The organism is Bacillus sp. FSL W7-1034 (genome assembly GCF_038593365.1).
In the GTDB taxonomy this organism is placed as follows: Bacteria; Bacillota; Bacilli; order Bacillales; family Bacillaceae; genus Bacillus; species Bacillus altitudinis.
This window is the reverse complement of sequence record NZ_CP151989.1, coordinates 1,670,117-1,688,613: the sequence shown is the minus strand read 5'-3', so window position 1 is coordinate 1,688,613 and position 18,497 is coordinate 1,670,117. Positions and strand designations below refer to the sequence as shown.

Here is an 18,497-nt window from a genome sequence, read left to right as displayed (position 1 = left end):
CGAAAGATGCCTAACTCTCTTCTATTCGTCCTCATCATCCATTGAATGTTAAACTAATTTTAATGCTCGTAAGCTTTCTGCAATTTGAACGGAGTTCCATGCAGCGCCTTTTAGCAGGTTATCAGATACAATCCACATATGGAAGCCATTTGGACGATCCAAATCCTTCCGAATGCGGCCGACAAATACGTCGTTTTTACCAACAGCATCTGCAGGCATTGGATAAATTTGCTGAGACGGATCATCTTGTAATGTGATGCCTGGTGCATCTTTTAGGATGGACTTGACGTCATCAACCGTTGCGTCATTTGATTCAAGTTCAACGTAAACCGATTCTGAATGACCCGTTTCAATTGGTAGTCTCACACATGTTGCCGCTACTTCCAGCTCTGGCAAGTGCATGATTTTTTTCGTTTCATTGATCATTTTCATTTCTTCAAATGTATAGCCATTGTCTTGGAATTTATCAATTTGCGGAATCGCATTAAAGGCAATTTGATAAGGCATGACTTCTGGTTTCACATCTTCTTTATTTAAAATGGCTTGCGACTGGCTGTACAGTTCGTCAATGGCTTCATGTCCTGCACCTGATACTGCTTGGTAAGTAGACACAATGACTTTTTTCATGCCATACGCTTGACGAAGCGGTTCTAGCGCCGCTACCATTTGAATCGTTGAACAGTTAGGGTTTGCAATGATCCCTTGATGGTCATGCAAATCTTTTTCGTTTACCTCTGGTACGACAAGAGGGGTATTTTCGTCCATACGAAAAGCACTTGTATTATCGACAACAATTGCACCTCGTTTGACTGCTTCAGGAGCTAGCGCTTTGGAAACATTTCCTCCCGCACTGAATAGTGCAATATTGACCCCTTCAAAGCTTTCAGGTGTTGCTTCTTGAACGGTATACTCTTGACCTCTGAATGTCACTTTTGTTCCAGCAGAACGTTTTGAGGATAGTAGAGTAAGTGTATCCATTTCAAAATCTCTGTCAGCTAGTGTTTTTAACATTTGTTGACCGACAGCTCCAGTCGCTCCAACTACAGCTACATGCAATCCTCTTCCCATCAGTAAAACTCCTTCCGACCCATCCATGATTCTTTTCTTTCGGATGGCCATCCTATGACTTTTTACATTTTATTTTACCATAGAAAAGCAAGGCTTGAAGTACCTTTTTTGAATCTTTCATGATTTTCTAGTGAATCTATTATTCGTTTGATCCAATTAAAATGGGCTGAATTTGTCTATGCTCGAGCGCCTCTTCTACTGTTTTCGTCAGTAGATCCATATGCGCTACCATGGAAGTCGGTTTTTTGAATGGATCATCTTGGCCGAATGGAATAAAGAAAATATTCTTTGTCGACATGAGTCTCATGAGATTTGTACCATTTAAACCTAATGCATCATTGGTGGAAATGCCTAAAACGACAGGGCGATGATTACGAATGGTCGCCTTAGCAGCCATTAAGACTGGACTGTCTGTCAGTGCATTTGCAAATTTCGCCATTGAATTGCCTGTTAAAGGCGCAATGACCATACAATCAAGTGGAAGTTTTGGTCCAAGCGGCTCTGCTTTGACGATTGAGTCAATCGCTTGAAATCCTGTCAGCTTCTCAATCCGCTCAATCCAGTCCGCTCCTTCTCCGAATCTCGTATTCGTATTTTGCACCGTATATGACACGACAGGACGCACTTCTGCCCCTTCTTTCACGAGTGATTCGATTTGCGGAAAAACGGCTTCGTACGTGCAGTGAGAACCTGTTAAACCAAAGCCGATTCTTTTCCCTTTTAGTGTAGTCATGATTCCATCCCCCTTTTTTCCTCCGCAAGTTCACATAAGAGACCAGATAGCACTTTTGCAATGATCTGCCCGGCTGTCTTTGGTGCCACAATCCCTGGAAGTCCTGGTGCAAGAAGCGCCTTCACTCCATGCTTTTGTGCAAAGTCAAAGTCTGTTCCACCTGGGCGGGAGGCGATATCCAAAATGAGTGTCTTTGGTGTCATGCTGACGATGACAGATGAATCTAATACTAAGCTTGGAATCGTATTGATGATGATGTCGACATCCGTTACTTCATCTTTTAAACGGTCCATTGAAAATGGATCAAGTCCCATCTCAAAGGCTCGCGCTAAATGGGCTGTATCCGCAGCACCAACTTTCACTTCCGCACCTAGCGCCCGAAATGTGCGGGCAATGGTGAGCCCTGTTCGACCAAGTCCGAGAACAGCGACATGTGACCCATGAATCGTATAGTCCGTTTGCTGAATGGCCATCATGATAATCCCTTCAACTGTTGGAATAGAGTTATATATGGCAATATCATCTCGCTCAAACAGCTTCACAAGCTTCCGGTTCACCTGCTTTGCCATATTGTCTAAGTACATATTAGAAATACCTGAGTACAAGGTACAATGTGCAGGGGTTCTTTCTAAATATTTAGCTTCTAGCACGACCTTCTCATTTGAAAAAACGGTGGCAACGACCCCTTCGTCTGTAGCACCTGATACCGGAAGGATCATACTATCCACTTGTTCAAATGGAAGCTCTGACATTTTCAGCTTTTCAGCACCAATAAATCCATGATCCAGCTGATCAAATCCGACCAAAAACACTTTGGCATGCTGCTGTGACAGCTTGCGAATGATTTCAAGCTGCCTAGCATCTCCCCCGATCACCGCAACCGTTAAACCGCTCAACATACTGACCGTTCACCTTCTTTATTTAAAAAAGTCTGTAATATTTTCCGAATCTCCCTTTCAGCATATGAGGAGAGGATTCAGCCTGTGAACAAATCGGAGAGAGAAAAGAAAAAGAGCACCCATTTATAGTGGGTGCCCTTTTTCTCCGTGCGGCTGAAGTTCTTCAGGCACATCGAGAATGATCATATCTGATCCTATTTTTTGAATGTGATTCCACGGAACGCGGATGTCATTTCCTTGTTTTCGAAAGCCAAACCATTTGACGGAAGGTATGATGAGTGCTGTAATTTGACCGTCCTGTTCATTTATTTCAAGGTCGGTTTGTCCAAGCACGCCAAGCCGCTCCGCTCTTTTAATATCGACGATCTCTTTTCCTGACAGCTCACTCAGCCTCAAAATCGCATCACTCCCCTTCCATATCATATATGCAGCAGGGATGGTGAATAGACCGGGCCTCTTAATGACTAGTTTGGAGCGGAAGACGCGCCCCTTTGATATAGTGATCATGCCATAATTCCAAGTTGTAAAGCATCCACACTTTTTGGTCCGCTCCATTTTTGTTCTTCTGATTCGAATGATGTCGCAAAAATTGTTCTAGCGGCTCTTTTTGAAATAATTGTGTTGCAAAACTTTGTTGATCAAGAAGTTTCTCTTCGATTTCTCCCATTCTTTTGTTCATCCAATGATACACCGGAACCGGAAAACCCATTTTTCTTCTATATAATATACGCTTATCCACCGTTTGCTCCATTGTCTTTTTCAACATATATTTCGGAATATCTTGGACCTCACTTGTTTTAAGGCTCGATTGGAAAAATGCTTGCACTTTGCTAGGTAGCCCTTTATAAGGAAGTTTGTACTTGAAAGGCATATCGTTGACAAATTGGATGATGCGATGATCAAGAAACGGTACACGTGCTTCTAGTCCGTGTGACATCGTCATCATATCAAGCCGGTCTAACAAGTTGGGTAAATGAATTTGTTGAAATAAATAGAGCAGTTTGTTTTCATACGACGCCCCTTCCATCTCTTTAAAGCAATGGGCGATCAACTGATTCATGTGCAAATCAGCAGAATCAATTGAATGAGCGTGCTGACCTAAGAGCTGCTCTTTTTCGCTATCGGTAAACCAAGCATATCTTTTTTTATAATGTTCCATTTCCCCATCAAGATGGATAAATTGATGCACCTGTTGCTGAAAGGACGGTTCAAATAATACCTTTGAAAGGATTGATGACAGCTTTCGGTTTTTTTGAAGCCATAAAATTTTACGCCAATCTGAAGGACTCCTAAACACACGTCCATACCCTGCAAACAATTCGTCCGCTCCTTCACCACACAAAACAACCGTTACATGCTTTTTTGCTTCACGTGACATATGGTAAAAAGCGACTTCATGAGGAATGGAAAGAGGATGATCTCTTCGTTTCACAACTTCTGGCAATAATTGAAAGTACTCTTCTTCACTCATTCGATGCGAGTGAAGCTTGACGTTGTATTGTTCTGCTGCGAGCTTGGCATAGCTTTCTTCAGAAAAACCTTCCTCTTCAAAGCTGGTCGAAAAACAGTGAATATTCTCGTTCGCATATTTGGACATCAAAGCAACAATGGAAGTCGAATCCACTCCTCCACTCAAAAAAGCTCCTACAGGTACATCAGACATCATTTGTTTTTGGACACTATCTTGAAGTAATTCAAACAATCCCTTTTGATAATAACGTTCTCCCCTGTCAATTCCATCAGATGGGAAAGGATATTGCCAATAGGCCTCTTTTGTCATTCCTGTTTCATCTATTTTCAAGATGACCCCTGGGGGTAATGTTTGAATTCCTTGAAAGAAAGTTTGCTCGCCGACCGCATAACGGAAGGATAAATAACTAAGGACAGCTTCAGGCTGAATGGCAATTTGTATATCTGGATGCTGAAGAAGAGCCTTCATTTCCGATCCGAAAATAAGCCCTCCTCTACATTCTGAAACATAAAGCGGCTTAATCCCAGACCGGTCTCTAAATAAAAAGAATTCTTTCTTCTTTTGATCCCATATCGCAGCTGCAAACATTCCATTTAATTGCTCAATAAAAGAAATACCATATTCTTCATAGCCATGAACAAGTACTTCTGTATCTGTCAGCGTACGAAACGTATGACCTTTATTCCATAAGTCCTCTCTTAGTTCTTGGAAATTATATATCTCGCCATTTAAAATCACACAAATAGACTCATCTTCATTTGTTATTGGCTGCGGCCCAGATTGAATATCGATAATGGAAAGCCGCGTATGAACCAAACCAACTGAGTCGTCTTGATATACACCACTATCATCAGGTCCACGCACACTAAGTACGTTTTTCATCTTCAGTAAGATGTGTGGATCAAGTGGTGCTTTGTTAAAATGACAATAACCTGCAATGCCGCACATAGACATGGCTCCCTTCCATCACTGATCTGACTGCTGGATCGTCATTGCGAAAATATGCATAAATGGATTATCTTGAAAGCGGATTTCATCAAAAACGATTTTTTGCGAGAAGGAAAGCGAATCAATCCATAGGTTTGATGTCAAATGATGATTGATGCCGGCTACCGTATGAATATAATCAAATGCATAAGCCAATCGATCATCAAATGCAGGTTCACGTTCAATCACATCGGTTAATGAAAGACGAGATTCCAAGACAACGGTCCCCTCTCGTAATAATGTCATCTTTTCGTAGAGATTACCATTAGATGAACAGCCAACGACATGGAGCGCTTCTGCTTCAACTGCCTGAAGTTGAATAGACTGACCTTCTAATTCAATATTGTCTCCTTGATCTTGATAAATGAACTGAAAAGGAATGCCTTCGACCAAAGAGTCTTTCACGTTCATGACCAACTCAGCCGGCAAAGAAGCCCCGCCAATGGTTAATTGGCCTTTTTCATATTCATTTTGATATGTGATGCCTCTGTTATTGACATAATCATGAAGAGTGAGGGGTTGATAGGTTTTCATTTTGAATCACCTCTTTTAGTTGCGTGAGAAGGCTTGTCTCCACTTCTAATGTTTTTTGAAACCGATTCGACGTTCTTTCAATCATACTGCGAGGATTTTTGCTGAGGCCGACTCTAGCTGTGAAATTAGCAAGCACTGTCCAGCTTTGATAAGCATCTTCAAATGCTTGAATAAGGGGTTGTAAATGCTCATTTTCATATGATGATAAAAATGTCACCATATGTTTTCTGGAGTTGGCGACATCCTTTAGTCCTTCAAAATAAACATTGTCTAATAAATTACCATTTTCATCACCTTTGATACTATCTATATAATCTCTTTGAATGACTGAAATTGCGTCAAGTCCTGTGATAGCTCCAGGCAATTCAAAATGTGGCGGTGCACCTTCTAATATGGCGACATGCTCTTTTAAAACTTTCATTACATCCGGTTCTTTCTCAAGATCAACCTGTTTGATCCATTTATAACGATTTTCGGTTCGAGGCGTATGTTCGTAGACAGAGCGTGCGGCTTTCATCAAATGATCTTTACTCAATGTGCCATGATAGGAATAAGCATGGTCACTGATCACTACATGATCATCATTCACCTCAAGTACTTCCAATGTATGATATCCATGTTCTCTTTCAAAAAATGGACAGTACGGTAATTCAAATATATCTAAAGAAACAGACACAGTGCCTCTCTCAGGATGCTGTTTAAAAACCCGATTCATATAGAGGTCTAATTCCTCTTCGGTGTAAAAAATTTCTTCTAAATGAATGCCATTATGATGCAGAATATCTTCACGAAAATGTTTAAAGGAACCGATCAAAACAAATCCTTGGTCTTGAGATCTATAAACAAGACCAGCTTGCCTCCAAATCCTGTCGATTTGAATTCCTTGTCTAAGAAGCATGGCTGCAATCGTTAATTGAGAACAGTTTAAATAATTGTTTCGGTAAATAGGTGCTGCAGTAGCCACATATGTCTCCTCCTTTTTTACGCCATCATACCCAGCGATTTTTTAACGGGATAATGCCCAGCTCTTTTTTCGCAATCACTTCTTTTAATACATCTTCTGAAGGTGGATGAAATTTTGCCGCTTTCACATCTCGGCTTAAGCGCTCAAGCAAAGATCCTTGCTGTAATGAAGAAAAACCCTCGACCTGAGAAGCCAGTTCCACGATTTCTTCTGCCGCCTGTGTCACAAAGTGTTTAGTAATCAGCGTCTTCGTATACAACTCACTCGAGTAATGAGTTTGTTTCTTTTCTCGATCTGCTTGCTGGGCACAGGCCATGAGCTGAGAATGTGCAACATCTAATTTCATTTTCATATCTGCAATACGAAATTGTTGACCTGGTAAAAAGGCTGATTTTTTCTTAGAAATTCGATCATTCCTTTTATATGCCATACCGAGGGCATGTTCATATGCTGCCTTTGCAATCCCGTAATAAACAGCGGTAACAGCTAAACGAAACCAATAGATTAAATGTTCAGTATCTTCTATTGCGTAGCCTTCCCGCCCGATGAGCTGATGATCGGGTATAAACACTTGATCAAAATGAATGTGATGACTCATCGATGCTCTCATTCCCGAATAATTCCACGATTCCTCCACCGCAGCACCTTCACTCGGTAATGTCATTAAAAGCGCCGTCATTCCATATTGAGATGTACATGACGACGGGGCATACTCACAATAGATTGGCAAATATTTAATGCGCGGTGCACCTGTCACAGTAAACTTAGTTCCACTCACAAGATATCCGCCATCTGTTTTTTCGGCGGTGATGGTTGGAATTCCCTCCATTTGCTTTCGCTGATAAATAAAAATCACATTCGGGTCGCTGACAGAAGCGATGAACTCTCCTGAATGCCGAATATCGTCAAATACCGAAGCCTGCTGCTCACTTGTCAGCACTTCAGAAAATGCGCCGAGCGAATAGTAATGCATCGCCATAATGAGGCCTGTTGACGCACACCCTTTAGATATGTGTGACAACAAGGTGATCGTTTCTTCAAATCCATATCCAAGACCTCCGTCTTGTTTTGGCATATTGGCGACATGTAATCCACAATCAATCAGCTCGTCTAGATTCTGATGTGGGAACCGAGATTCGGCATCCAGCTGCCCTGCTCTTTCTGAAAATTGGAGAATGAGACGATCAATCGTTTCTTGTCGAAGCTCTGTCAGTTTCATTTCCACCCCTCCTTTGTCTAAAGAGTGATCTATTTTGTTTCCATAAGAGATCTTCCGGGGTCCCTCTATCTCGCACAACATAATCGTTCCCCTCAAACAACAGTAGCTCAAGCGGAGAAGAATGACCTAAAAATAAGGTAGGGCTGTAGCTCAGTCCATATGCACCAGATTTCTCAATACAAAGAAGATCCCCTACTTCCCCTTGCGGAAGCTCCACCTGCCTGCCAATTAAGTCTTCTGGTGTACAAAGTGGACCAACAATTGATTGTTTCACTACGTCTGCGGTGTTGCTGGAATGTTTAATAAGCCGCATAGGGTAATTATTGCGGAGCAGTCTGCCTCTAAACGTCATCGCTTGATGATGATGCATCCCGCCATCTGCTATTAAAAACGGCTGCCCTTTTGATTCTTTTACATATTGTATCGTTGTTAAATAAACACCACATTCTGCTAAAAGAAATCTCCCCATTTCTATAATAAACCTCGGAAATTCAAGCTCAGTTTCATATGATCTAATCAAATCCGCTACGTGTTGAAATAGCCTTTCAGCATGAAGCGGGGTTTCATGCTGAAAATACGGAATGCCAAAACCGCCACCTAAATCAACCATCTGGCATGTTCGTCCATATTCATTCTTGATTCGAACAGCTGTGTTAAGTGTGTATTCAAACGATGATAAAAGCGATGTTTCATCAAGAACTTGAGTCCCCAGATACATATGGATACCTTTAAATAGCAGCGAATGATCATACTTCTGAAACAGATCAAATACATCATTCAGTTTAGATTCATCTATTCCAAACGGACTTGGAACTCCGCCCATTTTTATTTTGGCTCGTGATTCAATTGATTCTGGATTGATCCGAATGCCTACTGATGCCTGCTTGTCTTGACGTTTTGCAGACTCAGCGATGTAGGTCAGTTCTTCCTTAGATTCGGCGATAATACAATAGATCTCATGCTGAACAGCGGTATCAATCTCTTCCTTCTGCTTACCCGGTCCAGAAAAAATGATTTGCTGCGGTGAATAACCTGCTTTTATCGCCATGAAAAGCTCTCCTTCAGAAGCCACTTCTATACCAGCTCCAAAAGACCGTAACAATGATGCAATCGAGACATTTCCATTGGACTTAAATGAAAAGAACACCTCAGCTGTTTGATGGAGCCATGATGTAATGTGCTCATAGTGCTCTTTCAATGCATCTCCATCGTATACATACATCGGCGTCCCATAACGATTCGCTTTCTCTAAGAGCGTAAAGTCATTTTCCAGCACTTCTCCTCCTCCTTTCTGATGAAAATTCCATCTCATCAAACATGGTCAGCATATGAATCTGCTTGTCCTTCTTCATATGGTAAAACAAGATAAACAATCGATAGTGCCACATATCATCAGATCTCGTCTTACCAAAAGTATAAATAAAGAACCCGCCATCTTCTCCCGGATTAAGTGCTTCTGTTACCTCCGTTAAGACATCTTCAAATGGCAGGTCAGCGCGGCATGAGAATCTTTTAAAGCGGCTTTCGATATATTCGTAGGTTGAAAAAAAACGACAAATCAGCGGGAGTAAATAAGTGACCTGTGTGAACCGGGCATTTATTTCAATGATCGGTATGAGCTGTTCATTTTCATCAATAATTGAATCGACACCAACCACACCACGATACCCTTCATCATAAAGAAGCTCTATGATTCGATGCATGCTTGCTTCGTATTCACGTTTTTTGTCCAATTCATACACAGGCGCAAAATCCGTCCCTAAGTAAATGCCGTCCTCATTAATTTTCTGCTCTGTAATGGAGAGTAAGTGTGACCCCTTCTCTTGAATGAGCAATTGGGCATTTAAGGACCGTTTAATCGGATGCCATCCCTCTAAGAGTAAATCCGTTTCGATATTCCTTCTTTCAATAAAGGTCAGCAGCTGCATAAATTCTCGGTCATTTTTTAAAATACGCAGCCCCTTCCCAGATGATCCATAAGGTATTTTCAGAACCATTTTGGAGAAATTCTTCGCCTTTAATTCTTCATACGTCTGTTTTAATTCGTCAGCATCATGACAGATAGCGCCGCATGTGACGTTAAACAGATGTTCTTCTGCCCATCTTCTAGTAGAAATCTTATGATTGAACCGCTTTACGAGTGTAGCATTTGAGCCGTATATCGTTCTTTTTTCAATCAATGCTTCTTTTTCAAGTGATTCATCTAAAAGATACGGTACAATCAGTCCATTTAATTTAAATGCTTGGTCTAGTTGAGTCATATGCGGAAGCTGGACACCTTGATTTTCCAAATAGGCTAAAAAAGCTTTATCAGGCTGATGATGCAAGATGACATGATGCTCTTTAGATGCAATCAAAAGCAGTTGTTGTTCTTGCTGAAGAACCAGTTCATTTTGAACATGGTCTGTCATGACTGGTAAAGCTCTTGTTTGATCCCAGCTTTGTTCTTGATTCATATTCCCATACCAAATCACGTCATTTCTTCCCTTAAAATCAAATAGCGATGCCGGATCTTTCATGACACTACTCCTTATGCACAGAATGCTTGTTAATATCTAAAGATCGATTAATATGAAAGAATCGTTTACGAATTGGTTGATTCCAAGTATGAACGACATCATTTGCATCCAGCACTTCGGATAAATAAGTAAGCGATTCAGGCTGAAGTGCATCCATGACAAGTTCAGGAATCGTTTGAGGAAAGACCTCATTCACATAATGAAAAGCAAAATAGACCATCTTTTCAAAGCCATACGCTTTCGTCTGGCGGACAAACAAATCCACATCGAGTAGGTCTTCCTTCATAAACATGCCATATATATCTAGCAGTTTATAAAGCAGTAAGTCTTTCATTGATTCCACTTCATTTAAATAAATCGCTTCTTTATAAAAATGAATACATAGGAAAAGAAGCATATCCTCTTCTTTTAAAGACCATACAAGGTGCTCGTCAACAGACGTTTGAATTCGTCTAGACAGCATTTCTTTGACGATTGAATCCGTTCGGTTCCCTGTCATGAGGTCAACTGAAAACTGAACATCAATTTTATGACAATCAATAAAGCGGCAATCTGGTGTAGGTTTCATATAGGTGTAGGTTTGATGTGAGTTCATGATGAGGTAAAGGATGTCTTTGCGTTTCGCAGGTGTGACGGTCTCCGTTTCATAGTTCCAAGAACCTTGAATATAGCCTAATTCGTTTAATACGTGTCCAGTTTCTTGCAGCTGATCTTGTGAGATAAAGAGATCGTTGTCCCCAAATAAGCGAAGCCCAACATCACCGTATGCCCACTGGCCAATCACACTTCCTTTTACAATGGCATATTCAATTCCTTTTTGATCAAGTGCTTGAAATAACTGATCATTTAACTTGATATTGTCTCGAGCCGTTTCTAGTTGACCCTTATACATAATCTCTAATGACTTTAAAAAATAAGTCGCTTTAAACTCTTTTCTTAAATGAATGGCATAACGTTTAATATTCTTCCACGCAATTCCTGCTGTCCGGTGAACATGCAGCATCCCGAGAATGACATTCCAGTCTTGCTGCTTATACAAAAGCTCCTGCATCTCTTCAATTTGACTGGCTTTTAAAAAAGGAGTCGATAAAGTGAGAGCTGTATGTTCTTCTTGAGTCAGATTACTTTGCAGCATAGCGCTCCTCCTTTAAATGAAGCATGTCTTTCGGCCAATCCTTTCGATTTCGACCGTATGTTTGTAAAAACACTTGAACCCAACGATCGATCCCAAATGCCGCACAACCTGAATAAAGCGGCAGACCATCTTCTCCGCTAATATGGAACCTTTCACAAAGCATCTCTCCGCAGTCGTTAAAAGAAGCGATTGAAACGTCTTTCTTTTCTGTCACAGCGACTAATTCATATTTGCTATTAGCCATTAATTGATAATTCGCTTTATCCATATCATCATAAAAGAAAAAAGGGTCATTTGCGGTCGTGACCTTTCCACTTAGACCAAGTTGATGAAAGCATTCCCATGTGTTCTCAAGGAGTGTTTTTCTCGTTTCATTGATAAATTCTTGATGACCAATAAAGACAATTTCGCGCATACTAAATTCTATTTTCCTGAGAGGGTCCACTTTCCAAGAGATTTCATGTCTAAAACATTGCCCCGTTGCTGTCATCATTTGATTGTCTGTATATGTCTTCCCTTCCCATTCCTCATAGCAGTGATAACAAATACACGGCTGTAAAAAACGGCCTGCCTGCTGGAAGTGTTCAGGCTGAAAACCATGATGCTTTTCTCGAATATCATCAATGATTTGATAATCATGAGGGATCTCAAAAACAGAATAAATATTTTGTGGAAAATTCGTATGATACTTACATTTTTCCATTAAATCTTTACTGATCGTCGAAGGGTATCGCCTTACTTTCGCTCCAAGTGAAATCCCTATATTTAAAAATAATTGATCAAAGTAGTTTGAAAGTTCCAATTCAACTTCATCATAGAAAGTTCTTTTCTGATCTTCTTCGCTTAGTTTCGAATGAACAGGCTCACTAGATAAATGAATATTTGATTTTATTTCTTTTTCACGAAATCTCCGCAGCTGTGCGATATTTGACGATAGATTCGAAAACGCAGTTGATATTGCCTCTTTGTCTCCCATTTTATCTACGGTTACTTCAATCATAGATTCCTCTTCGTTAAGAGCCACGTGCACAATATGAGCAGATAGAAATGAAACTCTTTCCATAAAATCCGATATCATTGTATCTTCTAATGCTTCTGGTAAAGGCAGTTGAAGGGTCCTCAACTAAATACCTCCCTTTTCATTGATAACGTGCGGCGTTTCAAATGATTGTAAAACTTTAAATAGATAATCAGAAATAGGCTCCTGTAAATGAACATCACTTAACTCAATCGCCGACGGATGACTATCTTGAACGGCTAGCCCCCACTTGGCCTTCTTCAGCATCAGCCTGTCATTATGACCATTTCCAAAGGCAATCACACGATCTAAATCTCTTTCTCCAAAACAATCGAATAAATGGTGCTCAAGCATGTCTGCCTTACAAATCCCTTTTGGAGATATGACTTGAGCATTTAAAAACTGGGCATCTGCTACGTCGCAATGACAATTTTTTAATTGTTGAGCAAGATCCACTTTTTCTTTTGGTAAAATAAATAGTTTAGTTACATGGTCAAAGCTAAATTCTTTCTTGTGACCAACCTCTATTTTTTCTCGTGGAAAGCTATATAGCATGCAGTATTTCAACTTAGCGCTTTTACTTGATGCCACGTGCTTCCCATGAGATTCCATGACAAATTCAGCTTTTCCATCAAGTGATGTGATGATCTGTTGGCATAAAGCTGCATCTACATACCGCTTCACCTCAAATGTTTTCTTTTCATGATGACAAATGACATTCCCATCATTCAGCAAAACATCATGATGAAATAAGGCGAGTAGAGATCGATCTAAATCCAGTGAGAAGAAAGAATCATAGGTTCTTCCTGTCACAATGATGGGAATAATGCCTCTTTGGCGCAGCATGTTCACTGCGCCATGGACATCACCAATAAGCTCGCCTCTGTCATCAATTAATGTTCCATCCAAGTCAAAAGCGGCAAATTTTATCTTGCGAAGATTGAGTTCAGCTTCCACTGGTTACACCTTTTTCAGCTCAGCATTTGCCACATATTCATTGAACAGACGTAATGATTCTGAATCGACTTGTCCAACTGGTGGACTCTTAAATAAGAATGGGCAGACGTCATGTATGACACCGCTATGATTCATATCTTTAGCTGCTTTTGCAACACGCATCGCATTCGCAATGACACCAGCTGAATTCGGACTATCCTCTACTTGTAAACGAATTTCAAGTGAAATGTCAGAATCTAAAACCGAATTCCCTTCTAATCGCAGGAAGCAGACCTTATGATCCCCTAAGTAGCTGACATAACCATTTGGACCTGCTGCCACTTCACTGGCATCAATACCTGAAGCGAACAATGCTTTTCTCTTCGATTTTTGCTTACTCGTTGATCTCATAGGGTTGGCTAGGTTTAAAAAGTCCGTATTGCCTCCAACATTTAGTTGGTACGTATTGGTGATATCAATCCCGCGGGATTTTAAAAGTTCAATTAAGGCTGTATGCAGTGTGGTTGCACCTAAGTGACTTCTTAAATCGTCTCCAAGGAGCGGGGTATCCGACTCTTCAAACATTTTGACAAACTCAGGATCATTTGCCACCGGTTCAGGTGTCGCATTAATAAAGGCTGTTTGAGCCTGTGCACACGCCTCTGCGTACACACGAACTGCTTCAAACGAACCTGTTGGTAAGAAGCAGACGAGTACATCTGCCTGAACATCTTTTAACCTTTGCGTCACATCATGTGTTTTCATATTCAGTGAATGTTCATGTGGTTGAATGCAGTTGGACAAATCTCCTTCAAGTCCATCACATAAAGGACCTGCTTCGACGGTTACTTGGAAAAACGGAACATCGATATGTTTCACTGCAGCTGTTGGTTTAGTAAAAATGGCCTCTGATAAGTCTTTTCCGACTTTATTTAGATCTACTTCAAAAGCTGCAACAAATTCGACATCAGATAACTGATAGCCTCCAATGACGTCATGCATAACACCAGAGAGCGTATCTTTCTTTTCCTTAGCCAACTCAACAAATTGAACGATACTTGACGCACATGATCCTACTCCTGCAATTGCTACACGAACTTTTGTCATTTTCATAACCCCTTTTTTATGAATTTATAGAGCCAATTTTCGCTTTTGACGAGATTGAAAAATACACCATTCCTGGTAACCTAATTCCTTTAGCGTTTGTTTCACTTTCAGCCAATCATCTGCCACGCGGGCGGGCTGATGAGCATCTGAGCCAAACGTGACTTCCACACCATAAAATTTGGCTCGCTCTAATAGATCCATTGATGGATACCAGCCGCCGCAGTCTTTTGTTTTGCCAGAGGTATTCACTTCAATCACAGAACCACTCTCCGCAATGACTTTTAGCGCATCATCGACAGCTTCTGTTTTGAGATGAGCAATTTCTGGATAAAAACCTTTTAAGGCGTCAATATGCCCTAAAACGTCGAACATTTGACTCTCAGCAGACATCTTAATCAACTGGTAATATGTCTCTTTTTCAATGATGGCTTGTTGCTCTGTGATTCGTTCCCAGCGTTTCCGGTTGAATAGATCGTATCCATTACTGACATGAACCGAGCCAATGATATAATCAAATGGATAATGTCGATACACGTCTCGGTAGAGGGCTTCGTGTTCTGGAAAATAGTCAGATTCAACACCTAATAGCACGTGAATTTTCCCCTCATATTCCTTTTTCAATTGCTGGACTTCCTCTACATATGATTGAAATTCACTCTTTGCCATCGCTACCCATGGTTTAAAATGATCAGCCTCTTCACCAAAAAACGGGGAGTGATCCGATATTCCGATACATTCTAGACCTAGTTTAACAGCCTCATCGATATATTCTCTGATGTTTCCCTCCGCATGACCACAGCGCTGATGATGTGTGTGCAGATCAAATTTCATCAAAATGTTTACTCCTCTACATGGCAGTATAGCCGCCGTCAACCATTAGATTTTCTCCTGTGATAAAACTCGCTTCATCAGAGAGAAGAAAGATGACAGCAGATGCGATCTCTTCTGGATCAGCTGTTCGTTTTAACATGTGCATCCCTCCAATATCAGGGTGCTGATTTGCTTGATCTCTTGTCAATCCAAGTTCTTCCAAGTGAAATCGTTCGTTATTTTTGTTCCACACCGTACCGGGATTCACTGCATTCACACGAATACCTGCATCTGCCAAATCCATTGCCATGCATCGCGTCATATTCACAACGGCTGCTTTTGTTGCGTTGTATGTTAAATATTTCGGCTGGGCAATATGACCTGAAATGGAGGCAATATTTACAATGGATCCTTTTCCTATTTTCTCCATGTAAGGTGACGTGTGTTTGACACATAGGGCTTGCCCCATAATATTTAAGTCCATGATGCGCCGCCATTCTTCAACAGTAGCTTCAAGGCCACGCATGATAAAAACGGCTGCACAATTCACAAGCATGTCAATTTTCCCAAAATGATCGACTGTTCTTTCTACCATTGAGACAATGGCTGCCTCATCAGCAATATCAGCTTCTATAAACAACACATCATATCCAATTTCTTTGAGCCTTTTTTCTGCTGCTAATCCGTAATCTACATGGTGATCAGCAATGACGACTTGCGCCCCTTCTTGTGCTGCTCGTTCTGCGACCGCATATCCAATCCCCTGCGCCCCGCCTGTCACAATCACTGTCTTTTCTTTCATCCCTCGCATGTAGCTGCCTCCTCTTACCACTGAAGTCTTTTACCGTCTCTTAGTAGCTCTCCTGTTGGTCCATCTCGGGGGAGCTGTGCCGCCCATACGATTCCTGATGCACCTTCCTGTACAGTTTTAACCGCCTCTGATGTCCCCATGTCCGTTTGTACCCAGCCAGGACAAACCGCATTCGCAAGAATAGAAAATGGCGCCCCCTCTAAAGCCGTGACTTTTGTCAGAACGTGCAAAGCCGCTTTTGACATCCTGTAGTAAGGACCGCTTTTTCCGTCACGCCTAACATCGTTTGAAGCGGAGATGGCGGAGAGCCTTCCCATGCCGCTAGATACATTGACGATTCGTCCATATCCAGCCTCTTTCATGTAAGGGAAAACCGCCTTGGTCATTCTGGCTGCGCCATACACATTGACATTCATCGTTTCTTGAAGTGTCGATACAGGAAGATCTAAAAAAGATGGAAAGGCGTCATCCATTATGTTGTCAAGAAAGACTCCCGCATTATTAATCAGCACATCCACTCTCCCGTACGAATCCTTCATAAATGCCGACAGACGTTCAACCGACTCTTCATTTGTCACATCCAGCTGGTATGGCACAACCTGCTCATTTATATCAGAAGCAGCTAATTCAGCATTTTCAATCTGCCGTGCTGTTAAAATGACAAGCATGCCATCTTGCGCAAGCTGTCTGCACACTTCTTTTCCAATGCCTCTATTTCCACCAGTGACAACAGCAACCTTCAAATCCTCATCTCCTTTTGGAGATACCATTCTTCTTTCAGCTGACTTGATGCGGATTCTAGTGCTTCCAAGGACCAATCAATATACCAGTTCAATAAGTGAGGTGTGTAAGTATGCAGAAGTGTTAAATACCGACCTGTCGGAATATATAAAAGTCTGATAAAACCAGATATAGAACGCCACTCGTTTTCAGATAAGTCATTGGCATATGCCTTTAAAAATTGAATCGTTTTCACAATGTCTAGTTGAAATGTTCCCCGCTTGATTCTCGTTAACAAAAAAGCAGATATGGCTGCATCATAAATTCGTGGTCTATAACCTGCTGTATCAAAATCAAGAACCATGGCGAGCTTCTTATGACGGATGAGCAGGTTGCCAGAATGAAAATCACCATGTGTGACAGCATGTGGTAATGCCTCATACAGACTAGGATTTAGCAGCGTGAGTACATTCATCAGCTCCTGTTCATACACTTTAAGCAAAGAAGCAGCCTTTTGAGAAGAAACGACTTTCTTTAATACACTTGCCGTCTTATCCAGTGTTTCGTCCGGTGAAGTTATCCAGTTTTTCAATTCACAGTTTGGGTTCACAGGCCCTTTCGGTAAGTTCTTTAATGAATGAAGTTGTCTTAATACCCGAATGGCTTCTTGTTCATCTGAACGATTTCCCATTTCATATGGCCTTCCTTCAAAATAGGGCCGCAACTGCCAAAAATGTTCTTTGAATAAAATGGTTTTACGACCGTTCTCTGCCTCTATCATTGGTTGAATCGGGAAACCATGATCAAGCAAAGCATCTGTTAAATCTTCTAAATATTGAAGCCACTTTGCATCATGATTTCTCGCACATTTTTTTAAGACAAAGCGGTTTTTAGCATCCTCTACAAGCCAGCCTTCATTAGGGCTTCTTCCGTTTAAAGGTGTTAAGCGGATTGGCTGTTCCGAAAACCAATATTTCAGGACATTATCAGCATCATCAGATTTCATCATGTCCTCACCCCTTTTTCTCAAGGTTTTTGATTTTCCTAAGTACCAGATCTGCTGCTTCCTGCTTGTCTATGCGCAGGCATTTCACACGTGATTCTTTTTTTAATTTATGAAAAAGCTTCTCGTTTTGATGGAGCACCTCTGGATACACATGAAAGGCATATGAGAAAAATTGGAGCGCATTACCTATTCGCTCCTTATTTCCATTCCAAAGTTTTTCCCTTGTCATGAGCCGCTTGAACGTCCTTTTCATGAGACGGGGGAATGTCTTCCTTCTCTTCACATCAAGCCATATGATCGTATCAGCATATTCAGTCAAGATATGGTGAACAGATGAATATTGACCATCAATCACCCATTTCTTTTGTTTAACAACTTCATGGACGTTATCGATAAACAACTTCCGATCTGTTTTTTTCCAGTTCGCTTGCCAAAACAGGGCATCGAGCTCATAGTGAGGTAACATGAATTCCTGTTTCAAGTGATGGGCAAGGGTCGTTTTTCCAGATCCAGGTGGACCAACAATCCATATTCGCTGGCTAGCTCCTTCATTATTCAAG

General features: G+C 41.1%; 19 protein-coding genes. All 19 read right to left on the bottom strand.

The annotated features are described in order from the left end of the window. Positions 1 to 48: 48 nt before the first annotated feature. Complete coding sequence (gene asd / locus NST73_RS08630; protein ID WP_017359063.1) at positions 49 to 1,068, bottom strand: aspartate-semialdehyde dehydrogenase; 1,020 nt, start codon at positions 1,066 to 1,068, stop codon at positions 49 to 51. Positions 1,069 to 1,207: 139 nt separating this feature from the next. After that, positions 1,208 to 1,801, bottom strand: a complete 594-nt coding sequence (gene dpaB, locus NST73_RS08625; protein WP_017367267.1) for a dipicolinate synthase subunit B — start codon at positions 1,799 to 1,801, stop codon at positions 1,208 to 1,210. Further along, on the bottom strand, positions 1,798 to 2,700 hold the full coding sequence (gene dpaA, locus NST73_RS08620; protein ID WP_017359065.1) for a dipicolinic acid synthetase subunit A: 903 nt from the start codon (positions 2,698 to 2,700) through the stop codon (positions 1,798 to 1,800). Before dpaA ends, dpaB begins: the two co-directional genes overlap by 4 nt. Positions 2,701 to 2,823: 123 nt before the next feature. Then, a complete protein-coding gene (locus tag NST73_RS08615) occupies positions 2,824 to 3,096 on the bottom strand; it encodes a YlmC/YmxH family sporulation protein (protein WP_282747179.1) in 273 nt (90 codons plus the stop codon). 61 nt (positions 3,097 to 3,157) lie between these two features. Then, positions 3,158 to 5,125: an asparagine synthase (glutamine-hydrolyzing) gene (asnB, locus tag NST73_RS08610; protein ID WP_326241454.1), complete on the bottom strand. Its 1,968-nt coding sequence runs from the start codon at positions 5,123 to 5,125 to the stop codon at positions 3,158 to 3,160. Positions 5,126 to 5,137: 12 nt separating this feature from the next. Beyond that, entirely contained in the window at positions 5,138 to 5,692 is a 555-nt protein-coding gene (locus NST73_RS08605) for a hypothetical protein (RefSeq protein WP_058337321.1), read from the bottom strand. Beyond that, complete coding sequence (locus NST73_RS08600; RefSeq protein ID WP_058337322.1) at positions 5,661 to 6,656, bottom strand: hypothetical protein; 996 nt, start codon at positions 6,654 to 6,656, stop codon at positions 5,661 to 5,663. Before NST73_RS08600 ends, NST73_RS08605 begins: the two co-directional genes overlap by 32 nt. A gap of 25 nt (positions 6,657 to 6,681) precedes the next feature. Continuing rightward, positions 6,682 to 7,875 (bottom strand): acyl-CoA dehydrogenase family protein, encoded by a 1,194-nt coding sequence (locus NST73_RS08595; RefSeq protein ID WP_161565248.1) that lies wholly within the window; start codon positions 7,873 to 7,875, stop codon positions 6,682 to 6,684. Further along, positions 7,841 to 9,151, bottom strand: a complete 1,311-nt coding sequence (locus NST73_RS08590) for a hypothetical protein (RefSeq protein ID WP_161565247.1) — start codon at positions 9,149 to 9,151, stop codon at positions 7,841 to 7,843. Before NST73_RS08590 ends, NST73_RS08595 begins: the two co-directional genes overlap by 35 nt. Continuing rightward, a complete protein-coding gene (locus NST73_RS08585) occupies positions 9,138 to 10,394 on the bottom strand; it encodes an ATP-grasp domain-containing protein (protein ID WP_342499516.1) in 1,257 nt (418 codons plus the stop codon). Before NST73_RS08585 ends, NST73_RS08590 begins: the two co-directional genes overlap by 14 nt. A gap of 4 nt (positions 10,395 to 10,398) precedes the next feature. After that, positions 10,399 to 11,529, bottom strand: coding sequence for a nucleotidyltransferase family protein (locus NST73_RS08580; protein ID WP_041507277.1), 1,131 nt, complete (start codon positions 11,527 to 11,529; stop codon positions 10,399 to 10,401). Then, positions 11,516 to 12,652 carry an aminoacyl--tRNA ligase-related protein gene (locus tag NST73_RS08575; RefSeq protein WP_052472182.1) on the bottom strand — a complete coding sequence of 379 codons (1,137 nt, stop codon included), beginning with the start codon at positions 12,650 to 12,652 and terminating at the stop codon, positions 11,516 to 11,518. Before NST73_RS08575 ends, NST73_RS08580 begins: the two co-directional genes overlap by 14 nt. Further along, a complete protein-coding gene (locus NST73_RS08570; RefSeq protein ID WP_342499515.1) occupies positions 12,653 to 13,504 on the bottom strand; it encodes an HAD hydrolase family protein in 852 nt (283 codons plus the stop codon). Positions 13,505 to 13,507: 3 nt separating this feature from the next. Next, positions 13,508 to 14,590 carry a myo-inositol-1-phosphate synthase gene (locus NST73_RS08565; RefSeq protein ID WP_268374141.1) on the bottom strand — a complete coding sequence of 361 codons (1,083 nt, stop codon included), beginning with the start codon at positions 14,588 to 14,590 and terminating at the stop codon, positions 13,508 to 13,510. Between the two features lie 24 nt (positions 14,591 to 14,614). Beyond that, a complete protein-coding gene (locus tag NST73_RS08560) occupies positions 14,615 to 15,421 on the bottom strand; it encodes a histidinol-phosphatase (protein WP_144678989.1) in 807 nt (268 codons plus the stop codon). Positions 15,422 to 15,437: 16 nt separating this feature from the next. Next, positions 15,438 to 16,211, bottom strand: coding sequence for an SDR family oxidoreductase (locus NST73_RS08555; RefSeq protein WP_100325000.1), 774 nt, complete (start codon positions 16,209 to 16,211; stop codon positions 15,438 to 15,440). Positions 16,212 to 16,225: 14 nt separating this feature from the next. Then, positions 16,226 to 16,954, bottom strand: coding sequence for an SDR family NAD(P)-dependent oxidoreductase (locus tag NST73_RS08550; protein ID WP_045034282.1), 729 nt, complete (start codon positions 16,952 to 16,954; stop codon positions 16,226 to 16,228). After that, positions 16,951 to 17,940: a phosphotransferase gene (locus NST73_RS08545; RefSeq protein ID WP_342499514.1), complete on the bottom strand. Its 990-nt coding sequence runs from the start codon at positions 17,938 to 17,940 to the stop codon at positions 16,951 to 16,953. Before NST73_RS08545 ends, NST73_RS08550 begins: the two co-directional genes overlap by 4 nt. A gap of 4 nt (positions 17,941 to 17,944) precedes the next feature. Next, on the bottom strand, positions 17,945 to 18,496 hold the full coding sequence (locus NST73_RS08540; RefSeq protein WP_052463351.1) for an AAA family ATPase: 552 nt from the start codon (positions 18,494 to 18,496) through the stop codon (positions 17,945 to 17,947). Between the last annotated feature and the right edge of the window lies 1 nt (position 18,497).

Excerpts from the sequence above, each read along its gene's own strand:
- asd (WP_017359063.1), bottom strand. The coding sequence starts at position 1,068 with ATGGGAAGAGGATTGCATGTAGCTGTAGTTGGAGCGACTGGAGCTGTC.
- dpaB (WP_017367267.1), bottom strand. The coding sequence starts at position 1,801 with ATGACTACACTAAAAGGGAAAAGAATCGGCTTTGGTTTAACAGGTTCT.
- dpaA (WP_017359065.1), bottom strand. The coding sequence starts at position 2,700 with ATGTTGAGCGGTTTAACGGTTGCGGTGATCGGGGGAGATGCTAGGCAG.
- asnB (WP_326241454.1), bottom strand. The coding sequence starts at position 5,125 with ATGTCTATGTGCGGCATTGCAGGTTATTGTCATTTTAACAAAGCACCA.
- NST73_RS08605 (WP_058337321.1), bottom strand. The coding sequence starts at position 5,692 with ATGAAAACCTATCAACCCCTCACTCTTCATGATTATGTCAATAACAGA.
- NST73_RS08595 (WP_161565248.1), bottom strand. The coding sequence starts at position 7,875 with ATGAAACTGACAGAGCTTCGACAAGAAACGATTGATCGTCTCATTCTC.
- NST73_RS08585 (WP_342499516.1), bottom strand. The coding sequence starts at position 10,394 with ATGAAAGATCCGGCATCGCTATTTGATTTTAAGGGAAGAAATGACGTG.
- NST73_RS08580 (WP_041507277.1), bottom strand. The coding sequence starts at position 11,529 with ATGCTGCAAAGTAATCTGACTCAAGAAGAACATACAGCTCTCACTTTA.
- NST73_RS08565 (WP_268374141.1), bottom strand. The coding sequence starts at position 14,590 with ATGACAAAAGTTCGTGTAGCAATTGCAGGAGTAGGATCATGTGCGTCA.
- NST73_RS08560 (WP_144678989.1), bottom strand. The coding sequence starts at position 15,421 with ATGAAATTTGATCTGCACACACATCATCAGCGCTGTGGTCATGCGGAG.
- NST73_RS08555 (WP_100325000.1), bottom strand. The coding sequence starts at position 16,211 with ATGCGAGGGATGAAAGAAAAGACAGTGATTGTGACAGGCGGGGCGCAG.
- NST73_RS08545 (WP_342499514.1), bottom strand. The coding sequence starts at position 17,940 with ATGATGAAATCTGATGATGCTGATAATGTCCTGAAATATTGGTTTTCG.